Below are 9,483 nucleotides of genomic sequence, written 5' to 3'. Positions count from 1 at the left end.
TTCGAACTTCGAACTTCGAACCTGAGACTTTTACAAATACTCAAATACTTTAACTACTCGCTCTACGCCAGAGATGTTGCGAGCTATATTAACGGCTTGGTTTGCTTCAGCGTCAGATACTAGTCCCATTAAGTATACTTCGGCATTTTCAGTCACTACTTTTATATTATTACTGCTGATGTTTTCAGCCGCTAAAAGCTGCGCTTTTACTTTTGAGGTTAACCATGAGTCGTGAGTTTGCGTGGTGATTCCAATATTAGAGCCAATGCGAAGCTGGTTATGAATTTTGCGAATACCAGATAGGTTCTCAATGGCTTTAAACGCTTGGTTTTTCATTTCTTGGTTAGGCACTTGGCCTACCATTAAAACCACGCCATTTACGCTTATAACGCTGATATGAGCAAACTTATTAAGGCGTTCATCTTCGCTAATAGCAATACTGGCTTTTATTTCAATATTGTTGTCGTCTATTTGTGAGCCAATGGTTCGTCTATCGTTAGCGGCAGTAACAGCACTGGCTGTACCGGCGACCACAGCTGCGGCACAACCTTGCAATAACACAACAGTGCCTAAGATAATTAGGGAGCGTTTAAACATAATTTTCGTCCTGCGGGAAAAGGGTTAAATCCACCAACTCACTTAAACAGTGAAGGTTCACTAAATGCGATTCAATAATGCGACTCGGGCGTTTAGACGGCGTACGAATTTCTACATCGTTATGGCCAAGCAAGCCAACGAGTTCGCCGCCATCATCGCCTACCATTACTATGACCTTCATATCTTTGGTAAGTGCCGCTTCTACTGCAGAAATTATGTGTTTTTCATTACCATTAATGGCAAGTACCAATAATAAGTCACCTTGCTGAGCAAAGGCACGAACTTGGCGTGCAAAGGTATCGTGGTCATCTATTTGATTGCCTTGGCCCAAGTTAATATTTTCTTGTGAGAGAGCGATTGCAGGTAAGCAAGGGCGTTCTGTTTCGTAAAAATTAACCAGTACGCCTGCCATGTGTTGTGCCAGCATATGGCAATTTGCAGTACCGCAACAGATCAACTTATTCCCATTGATCAGGCTTTGTGCAATGGTAAATGCCGCTGATTCTAACGCGCTTGGCAACACTTCGCCTGCGGCTATTTGAACTTGAATACTTTCTTTAAAAATTTCTTTAATTGTATCTTGCATGGGTTACCAACAATTTATCTCTAATTCTGTGTGAGCTCACACCGGCTTTATTAAAAGGTAATTATTTTAGGCGTTAGCTAATGCTTAACTGTATGCTCAGCATGAAGCTGTTGTAATCGTCTTATTTTTATACATCAGATATTAAAATACGTTTTTCAGCCAGTTAATATGTAATGACGGTTCGCCTGTTATAGCTACGTAATCAATACGTAATGGCTGGTTTTTTAAGTTTTTAGCACCAAGGTAATGATAAATAGTGCGCTTTAACTTAGCTTGCTTTTGCGGGCTTAGCGCATAATTAGCGCCGCCTTTTATGTTATTTTTACGAAACTTAACTTCAACAAACACTAAGGTGTCACCGTCTTTCATAATGACATCAAGTTCGCCGTAGGGGCAGTAGTAATTACGCTCAATCGCTTTTAAACCTTGCGCTTCTAAATACTTTTGCGCTTGGCGCTCATAATACTGGCCTTTTTCACGACTATTTTGCCACAGCTGTTTAAACCACGACATGCTAACCCCTTAGTTAATTATGGTTATGCCATCGTTTGCTGATTGCATAAATAGCGGCACAGGGCGTTGCGTTTTTAATTCCACAGGTTTTATACGGCGATTGCTGTACTGCGCCCATTGCAGTGATCGTTCAATATCACCGGCACTATTAATGGACAATTTACCGCTTAAGCCTGAAAAGTATTTATCGGGTGTAATGCTCAGCTGTCTAATATCATTCAGCATGGCGACGGCATCGTAGGCCATGGCAAATAAACGCTGGCTAATATCAGCCTGTTCAGGCCATAAATCATTATATTGCTTACGTAGATTATGCTGCGTAATTTGTGAGTCTAACATCCAAGGAAGTTCGGTAAAGTAAAGCCCATCTAAATCGCCTTTGTCAGTGGTATCTATTTGCTTACTATGACTTTTAGAGCTGGCGTAAATAGGGATCCTGTCGGCAAAGGTGCTTACGTTAACATCTAGGTAAGGCTTAATTAATCGGGTCTCTATGGCGTCACCTAATATATAAATTGCATCAATATCGCCACGTGAACGGGTTTCACTTTCTACTTCTTTATTAAAAAGTGTTTTAACCGATTTAATACGCTCTTTTGATTTATCAACTTCTAGCAAGCTGGTAATGGTATTGGGCATATCTTTATTGTCGTTGTAAAAGCCAACTTGTGTGGTTGTTTCACTATAGCGTTGCCATTGCAGGTTAAAGTAGTCAATTAAGCGCTGACCATTGGTATTATTTGGCGCTAGCAACATAGGTTTTTGATAACCTTGCGCTAAAAAATGCTCTAGAGTTTGTTGTACTTCATGCTCTGGATTAAGCGCAAAAAAGTAGTGCTGCAAAGAGGTTCGTTCGCCATCAAAGGTATTTAAATGTAATGTGGGTATATCGAGTAATGTATTGGTATTAGCGAGCTTATCTATATTGGCTTTTAATAGCGGGCCAATAACAAAGTCTGGTTGTAATTGCGAAATCTGTGCGCTCAACGCTTCGGTTTCGGTATTTTCATCAATAAACAGCGTTTCGCTAATCTCTTTTTTATCAAGTGCAGCCAGTATGCCGGCTTTTAATGCATCCCCTAAGCGCTTGTTAGCACCTGACTGAGGTAATAGCACAACTAAGCGTTCAATATTTAGTGGTGCTAATTCATTGGCGTAAGTATCTTGTTTTGGTAAAACATTGCTACCAGGGTGCCCAAGGTAACGGCGGCGCCAATTATTAATCGCTTGGTCTAAATCAACAGAGCTGTTGGCATAAACCTGATGATACAAAGCTAAGTTAACCCAGCCTTGTTGAATAACCGAGCCACGATTAAATCGCTCTAATGCATACGAAGAAAGCTGCTTTAAATTATGCCAAAGTGCGTCATTAAGTTTAGGGATAGAAATATTATTTTTTGCTACCGATTCAGAGGCAGCAAAAAAGTAAGGAGCTGCACGTTTTGGTAAGTCTTGCGACGCAAAAATGCTGGCAGTTAAAAATTGGTGCCAAGCAAAATGCTCAGGTTGCTTAAGTTGCCCCTCAAGCGTGTTTAGTACCTCTAGTGCTTGCTGATTTTTATTTTGCTCTTTTTGCGCAAAGGCAATGTATAAACGATTTTGAATTTGATCAACACTGGCGGTAAGTGCAAGTTCAGTGCATATTTTTTCGAGTAGTGGCCAGTTTTCTTCTGTAATTGCGCTATCACGAGCACTATAAAGTAGCTGAATTTTATCAGCGCCATAGCGGTTTTGCGCTAATTGGTAAATAGATTGCGCATTCAGTGCTTCATTTTTCAGCGTATTGGCACTGTTACTTAAGTTATCGCTGGTTTTAGTTGGTTTTTCGGTTGTGCTACACGCCGATAACCCTGACAATATAATTAATAGACTAACTAGTTTAAGTCGCACAATGATTTCCCATACGTTAACGCGATTTGCTTATATTACTGACTGACGCAGGAGACCTCAATGTTAAATGAGGAGAATTCACAGAAAATTGGCACTCTTTACGTTGTTGCCACCCCAATCGGCAATTATGACGACTTAAGTCAGCGTGCAATCGCGACATTATCGCAGGTTGACTTAATCGCGGCTGAAGACACTCGCCATACTGGTAAGCTACTTAGCCACTTTGGTATTAAGGCTAAAACCTTTGCGTTACATGACCATAATGAAAAGCAAAAAGCGCAGCAAATTATCGACCAACTTAATCAAGGGTTAAATATTGCATTAGTTTCTGATGCAGGCACACCCCTGATCAGTGATCCTGGTTATGCGGTGGTTAATTTATGTCGTGAGCAGGGCGCAAGTGTAACACCCATACCTGGTGCATGTGCTGCTATTACGGCTGTATGTTGTTCTGGGTTACCTACTGACCGTTTTCAATTTATTGGTTTTACACCTGCTAAAAGTAAAGCGCGCCAAGACTTTTTTATAGATGCGGTTAACTCAAGTATTACCAGTATTATGTATGAAAGTACCCACCGTATTATGGCAAGCCTTGACGATTTAGAAGCAGCGCTAGGTAGTGAGCAGCAGGTGGTATTTGCCAAAGAGCTAACTAAAACCTTTGAAACCTTTTTTAATGGCACAGTGAGTGAGTTAAAGCAGTTTTTAACTGACGATCCTACCAAGCAACGCGGTGAAATAGTACTCATGCTGCCGGGTAAAGCTAAGGTAGTTGACGATATTCCGCCAGAAGCCCGTAAAATGTTAGCGTTACTTGAAAACGAAATGCCAATGAAAAAAGCGTGTGGTGTAGTAGCCGATTACTTCGGCATGAAGAAAAACGCGTTGTATAAAACAATTATTGAAGAAAAACAGTAAATGTTTACTGCGTAGTGTTGTGCTCTCATGTATACTGCGCGCCGAGTTAGCCAAGATAATCGCTGCCTGTGACGAAAATGATCAGGGGGAGGAAAGTCCGGGCTCCATAGGGCAGAGTGCCAGTTAACGGCTGGGGGGCGTGAGCCCACGACAAGTGCAGCAGAGAGAAGACCGCCAATCTTCGGGATTGGTAAGGGTGAAAGGGTGCGGTAAGAGCGCACCGGGCCGCTAGTAATAGTCGGTTGCAAGGTAAACTCCACTCGGAGCAAGACCAAATAGGGTTCCTTATGGCGTGGCCCACGTTGGAACCGGGTAGGTTGCTTGAGCCATAGAGCGATTTATGGCCTAGACGAATGATTATCACTTTCTTCGGAAAGGACAGAACCCGGCTTACCGGCTGACTCAAACTCAAGCGTAAGCATCTGATTTATTAGGTGCTTACGCTTGAACCACTAATCTCATGGCACAAAATTTTAAAAGTGTGCCAAATAGTGTGCCAAATAAACTCAATACGTTACTTACACATAGGTAACTTAATGAGACATATCAAACTCCCCGAACACCTTATACTACGAAAAGAACGTTACTATTTTCGTTATGTTTTCCCCCGTAAATTTATCGGCTCCGATATACGCATTTCACTTAAAACCAAACACCTTCATCATGCTTTAAACTTTCTTGAATTAATCAAACCCGAACTAGATAAACTAAAAATACTTGCGAGTGATCGACACAATATAGATACTGAAACTTTAATCACTCAAGCAAAACGTATTTTAATTCATATGAAGCAAAAACTTACCCATGAGCTAAGCAAAAAAATAATAGCACAAGAAGAACAACGTTATGCTTCAACGGCACACTCTATACATGGCATTAAAGCAAAGCCGTTAAACAATTACTCACCTACACACTTAAGAACCGCAGCAAACATTATGCTTTCTATTGCAGATGGTGAAACGGGTGAATTATTGGTTGAAGCTTTAAAAAACAATGATTATGACGTTCTTAATATTTATGTTTTGGTCAGCAAGTACATGGCACTTAAAAATAGTGGTTTAAGCAATGCCGATATTGTAGCTAATAAACAAATCGAAAAAAGTGTTCGTCAACTTGCACGCCAATTAGATACATTTTTGCTCGCTGGCATGTTTAATAGTTCTGAAATTGAAACAGATGAAGACTTGTTTGATGACTCAGATGAAGACGACAACTTTTACTCTGATAACATTGATGCAATAGATACTCTCAACAAACACGATGTAGAGTTCGAGCATGGGTCATTAGAGTATTCAGCATTTAAAAGTATGCTAGAAACCTCAAGAAATTTGCAGGCTAAATACTTAGCTTCTTGCTTAACTAAAGATTCAGAGCAAAAACATTTATTAGATTCAATGTTTAATAAAAGCTCACACACCATAGCTGAAAGTCAGCCAAGAGAAGAAAAACAACAAACTCAAGGCCCATTATTTTCAGAAGTTTATACCGAGTTTTTAGATTTTAAAGTAAATGCAGGTTTAAGCGATAGGCTTGTAAAAGAGTATGCTCGTCATTATGAAGCATGGTGTTTACTGAGTGAAGACAAACCTATTGAAAGTTATAAAGCGAGTGATATAGGTCGCTTTATTGACCGTTGTTATCAACTACCTAAAAAGAATCGCGCACCATACAGCAAAATGAGCTTGCAAGAGTGCCTAGACTTCGATGTGCCAGAAGTTGACTTAGTTACACCTAAAACAGTTCAAGGCTATTACAAGTGGTTACAGGGGATATTTTCATATGCTAAAAGAGATACTGTTGAATACATTCAGCATTCACCTTGCACTATAAAACGAGACTTTAAGCAGCGTATACGTGGTGTTTTTAATAGCGAAGAGCTTAATAAGTTTGAAGCATTTGCAATGCAAACAAAACATGCGTGGCAAAAGTGGTCACTATTATTAGCCATGTACACAGGTGCAAGACGTACCGAAATTTATCAGTTAAGAAAATCTGATATCCGTGTTGAAGATGGTATTAACTACATATTAGTAACTGATGAGCATGAATCACAACGCCTAAAAACAAGTAATGCCAAACGTAAAATCCCTATCCATAACCGCTTAATCGAGCTTGGCTTTTTAGAGTATGTAGAACAAGCAGAGGAACGTGTTTTATATGAAATAACTTCAGCTGAGAGTATTACTAGTTGGTTCGGTCGTTTGGTTGTGGAGCTTGAAATACCTAGCCTTAATGAGTTAGATGAACTTCGCAGTTATCATAGCTTTAGGCATACGTTTATAAGTAACATACGTAATAATCATTTGTTTGATCTTTCACTGATTCAGCAAGTTGTTGGTCATGAACTTTCTAAAGGTGGGATTACAGATAAATATACGCATGGTGGAGCTGGCTTGAATAGGTTGAGTAATGTTGTGAACTCTTTCTCAATCACAGAGGGTATTTAAATTCTTATATAAAGTAAGGATTTAGTGTCTATTAACATGTGTTTTGCTATATTAGTTGAATGTTATATGGATATTGAGTTTTATGAAAATTGTAATTATTAGTGACCTTCATACAGGCTCGGCTACAATTGCTGAGGATTTTTGCGTTGGGGATTCATCTAGTGCTGTAAAGAAAGGCTACATGTTTGATCTTAAACAGCATGCTGCAAGAGAAAAATTAGAAGCAGATTATCTATTCATCGCTGGCGATATTACGAATAGGTCTAAACATGAAGAGTTTGATTTAGCCGCGAAAAGAATAAAAGAATGCGCGGAAATTTTCAATGTTAGCGATGATAAGGTTTTTTTCGTTCCGGGCAATCACGATAGTAATTGGTCAGATGAAGAAAGCTCTACTAAAAACAATGAGCCCTTTCTATCTATAGTCGCTAATAAATACCGACATATTAATAACAATAGTTTTTTCAAATCTATTTTAGAGAGAGCGGTCAGTGGTTGTTATTATACAGAGCCTTTTTTCGCCCACTGGACTGATGAAAGTCTTAACTTAATTGGAATCAATTCATCTGTATTTGATACATACGATAAAAAACCGCACCATGGAGTAGTTCGGAAGGAAGATATTAAGAAGCTCGAGGAGTATTTAGAAAAAAATAAATTTGATGATGATAAGGTCAACATTCTAATGGTTCACCATCATCCAATACAGCATCCAGACTTACCATATGATGCTGCTGACCTCAGTATTCTTCAAAATTCTGCACTACTAATGGAACTCATGACTAAGTATAACTTTAATTTTGTTATACATGGTCACAAACATATTCCTCGAATCGAGCAACATATGGATAGTTACCAACATCCAGTGAATGTAATCTGTGCTGGCAGCTTTTCTGCTCATTTAGATGAAAGGTGGTTTCAAGGTGTTCCCAATAGCATTCATCTGATTGAAGTACAGTCAAAGTGTGCAAAAAACCATTTGCCACAAGGTGTTATAAAAAGCTGGTATCACTATTCAGGGCATGGCTGGATTAAAACTGAACCTGTAAATAGTATTCCTCATACTGAATATTTTGGTAGTTACCTGTCAAAGAAAGCTTTAGAGGTAATGTTAGAAGGAATTATTTCAAAACAACTCACTGAGAAAGGACATATTTCTTGGCAAGAGATATGTGATATTGATAAGTCATTTGTATTTATACCAAGAAAGCAATTGTTGCATGTCATAAGTATACTGTCGAGTAAACTAAACTTTAAAGTATTTTCATCGGATAGTGTCGAAGAGCTATTTGTTTTAATGCAAATAAAAGGAGTGAGTAATGGATAGTTTAATTGAATTTAATAGTATATTTGAACATTCAAATGCTAGATATTATACCTCTTACCAACTAGCGAACGAGTTTGTCTGGACTCATTCTTTTGAGCGTTTAATTTCAAATAAAAACCATATTGTTTTAGGCTCTAGGGGATCAGGTAAAACGGCATTGATAAAGATGCTTTCACACGAATACTTATCTAAGCTGGAAAATGATACAGCTAAACAGATAATAGAAAATAACTCGTTTATAGCTACTTATATACCGCTCAAAGTTGAGTGGGTTAACTCCATTAAATCATTTTCAAGTGATGATAGCTCACTATTTAAGTGGTGCCTCAATTTGTCCTCTTGTTCGAGGTTCATTGATACAGTTAGAAGTGTTATTAATTGCAATGTAAAAAATAAAATAGATAGAATTATTCAAGAAGAGAAAATATCTAGATCTATTTCTGATGTCTGGTTATCTGAGAGCCTAGATAACCTTTCTCAAATAAGCCAAGAACTAGAAAAAATTGAGTATAAGAAAAATATTTATTTCAACAAAATTAAATTAGGTATAACTCCTTCAGAGGCTGAACTTAACATAGGTATTAACTTTACCGCTGACTTATTTAAGCCTATTCACATGGCGATAAATATCGTTAAGAATACTTTAAACATAGGTAAGTTAAGTACATGGTGTGTTTGTATTGATGAGGCAGAGTTTTTATCGTTGGAGCACCATAAAATACTGAACACTTATATGCGCTCATATAGTGATATTGTATTTAAAATTACTACAATGCCATATAGGCACTACACGCTTGAGACTACAGTCGGTGCTCCTATAAACATAGGGCATGACTTTGAGTATATTTATGTTGATAAGTTAGGTTTAAATAATAGAAGCCAGAAAGAAAATCAACCACGATTCGAAGAGTTTGCAGAGAAATTGTTCCAATCAAGGATAAAAGGTACCAAGTTAGAGAAGTCAGGTCTTACACTAAAGTCTATTTTAGGTAAATCAGAGTTATTAGATACATCTATTGGAACGGAGCTTGGAAGCTCATTTATTAAATCTATGAATAAACATTGTGATTTAAAAACTATAGCTCGTGCAAATGCTTTAATCGGTACAAATGAAAATTTATATCAAGACTCAATTGTAAGAAAACTTCGAGGTATGCTTCTTTTAAAAGAAGCATACGATAGCTATAAAGGTAATGCTGCGCCTG

General features: G+C 38.2%; 8 protein-coding genes and 1 other RNA gene. 5 read left to right on the top strand and 4 right to left on the bottom strand.

The genetic code is table 11. The features are described 5' to 3' along the window. Positions 1 to 30 precede the first annotated feature (30 nt). The 4 genes from dolP to CWB77_RS17540 form a co-directional block, all read right to left on the bottom strand. The gene (gene dolP / locus CWB77_RS17555; protein ID WP_138623825.1) at positions 31 to 597 is read right to left on the bottom strand and encodes a division/outer membrane stress-associated lipid-binding lipoprotein; all 567 of its coding nucleotides are present in this window, start codon (positions 595 to 597) and stop codon (positions 31 to 33) included. Then, positions 590 to 1,183 (bottom strand): SIS domain-containing protein, encoded by a 594-nt coding sequence (locus CWB77_RS17550; RefSeq protein WP_008110721.1) that lies wholly within the window; start codon positions 1,181 to 1,183, stop codon positions 590 to 592. Before CWB77_RS17550 ends, dolP begins: the two co-directional genes overlap by 8 nt. A gap of 141 nt (positions 1,184 to 1,324) precedes the next feature. Then, a complete protein-coding gene (locus CWB77_RS17545; RefSeq protein WP_008110719.1) occupies positions 1,325 to 1,696 on the bottom strand; it encodes a YraN family protein in 372 nt (123 codons plus the stop codon). A 9-nt stretch (positions 1,697 to 1,705) separates the two neighbouring features. Continuing rightward, a complete protein-coding gene (locus CWB77_RS17540) occupies positions 1,706 to 3,586 on the bottom strand; it encodes a penicillin-binding protein activator (protein ID WP_055012867.1) in 1,881 nt (626 codons plus the stop codon). A 60-nt stretch (positions 3,587 to 3,646) separates the two neighbouring features. Between CWB77_RS17540 and rsmI the strand changes: the two genes are divergently transcribed. The 5 genes from rsmI to CWB77_RS17515 all read left to right on the top strand — a co-directional run. Continuing rightward, entirely contained in the window at positions 3,647 to 4,504 is an 858-nt protein-coding gene (rsmI, locus tag CWB77_RS17535) for a 16S rRNA (cytidine(1402)-2'-O)-methyltransferase (protein WP_138623823.1), read from the top strand. A 42-nt stretch (positions 4,505 to 4,546) separates the two neighbouring features. Continuing rightward, an RNA gene (rnpB, locus tag CWB77_RS17530) (RNase P RNA component class A) lies at positions 4,547 to 4,913 on the top strand. Between the two features lie 127 nt (positions 4,914 to 5,040). Continuing rightward, complete coding sequence (locus CWB77_RS17525; protein WP_138623821.1) at positions 5,041 to 6,951, top strand: DUF3258 domain-containing protein; 1,911 nt, start codon at positions 5,041 to 5,043, stop codon at positions 6,949 to 6,951. An 82-nt stretch (positions 6,952 to 7,033) separates the two neighbouring features. Beyond that, on the top strand, positions 7,034 to 8,278 hold the full coding sequence (locus tag CWB77_RS17520; protein WP_138623819.1) for a metallophosphoesterase family protein: 1,245 nt from the start codon (positions 7,034 to 7,036) through the stop codon (positions 8,276 to 8,278). Further along, on the top strand, positions 8,271 to 9,483 hold a 1,213-nt coding region (locus CWB77_RS17515; protein WP_138623817.1), incomplete at its 3' end, for an ORC-CDC6 family AAA ATPase. The genes CWB77_RS17520 and CWB77_RS17515, both read left to right, overlap by 8 nt.

This window comes from Pseudoalteromonas sp. S1610 (assembly GCF_005887465.1).
In the GTDB taxonomy this organism is placed as follows: Bacteria; Pseudomonadota; Gammaproteobacteria; order Enterobacterales; family Alteromonadaceae; genus Pseudoalteromonas; species Pseudoalteromonas undina.
This window is presented reverse-complemented; position numbering and strand designations above follow the sequence as displayed.

Coding starts and splice junctions, on each gene's coding strand:
- rsmI (WP_138623823.1), top strand. CDS start 3,647: ATGTTAAATGAGGAGAATTCACAGAAAATTGGCACTCTTTACGTTGTT.
- CWB77_RS17525 (WP_138623821.1), top strand. CDS start 5,041: ATGAGACATATCAAACTCCCCGAACACCTTATACTACGAAAAGAACGT.
- CWB77_RS17545 (WP_008110719.1), bottom strand. CDS start 1,696: ATGTCGTGGTTTAAACAGCTGTGGCAAAATAGTCGTGAAAAAGGCCAG.
- dolP (WP_138623825.1), bottom strand. CDS start 597: ATGTTTAAACGCTCCCTAATTATCTTAGGCACTGTTGTGTTATTGCAA.
- CWB77_RS17550 (WP_008110721.1), bottom strand. CDS start 1,183: ATGCAAGATACAATTAAAGAAATTTTTAAAGAAAGTATTCAAGTTCAA.
- CWB77_RS17520 (WP_138623819.1), top strand. CDS start 7,034: ATGAAAATTGTAATTATTAGTGACCTTCATACAGGCTCGGCTACAATT.